This window comes from Coprococcus intestinihominis (assembly GCF_040096555.1).
GTDB classification, from domain to species: domain Bacteria; phylum Bacillota; class Clostridia; order Lachnospirales; family Lachnospiraceae; genus Coprococcus_A; species Coprococcus_A intestinihominis.
The window spans coordinates 1-610 of the sequence record NZ_JBBMEK010000531.1; the positions used below are offsets into that span (position 1 = coordinate 1).

Below are 610 nucleotides of genomic sequence, written 5' to 3' on the forward strand. Positions count from 1 at the left end.
CCTTATGATATTCCCGAATTTCCTCACCAATCTTTTTCAGCCACTCTGAAGCATGATCCATGGCTTCCCGTCTGCTGTATCCCTGACACAAAAGGGGCAGGGCAATCTGCTCTCCCAGTGTCATGGATTCCAGAATTCCCGTTGTTTCATAGATGACCGCTATACTGCCTCTGCATAATAAAGTTCCCTCATTGGGCTTTATTTTCTGATCTAAAATCCTGATCAGGGTTGTCCGTCCGCTGCCGGCATTTCCTCTGATCATGACCCGTTCGCCCCGGCCAATTTCCAGTGAAAACTGATCCAGCACCAGGCGATCCGGCGGATACCATTTGACAATATCCTTTAACCTGCAGAGACAGTTATCGGCATCCTGCACTCCTGCCTTATCTTCACGATCATCCTGCATATGTATCCTCCATCCTGTCTCTGATGCAATGCATCACACCGCCGTCCATCTCACAGACCACATCACAGAGCACATCGATATCCTTCTGACTGTGACTGGAAAGCAAAATCGTCTTGCCCTTTTTCTTCTGAACCAGTATCAGTTCATGCATCTGACTGACACCGTGCTTGTCCAGGCCGTTAAAGGGCTCATCCAGAATCAGCA

At 48.7% G+C, this 610-nt stretch carries 1 protein-coding gene and 1 pseudogene; both read right to left on the reverse strand.

Features of this window, described 5'->3' with window-relative positions; translation table 11 throughout:
* A partial coding sequence (locus WMO25_RS18665; protein ID WP_349086756.1) for an ATP-binding cassette domain-containing protein occupies positions 1 to 406 on the reverse strand: 406 nt, incomplete at its 3' end.
* A pseudogene (locus tag WMO25_RS18670) lies at positions 396 to 610 on the reverse strand (multidrug ABC transporter ATP-binding protein); the annotation flags it as partial. The gene WMO25_RS18665 and the pseudogene WMO25_RS18670, both read right to left, overlap by 11 nt.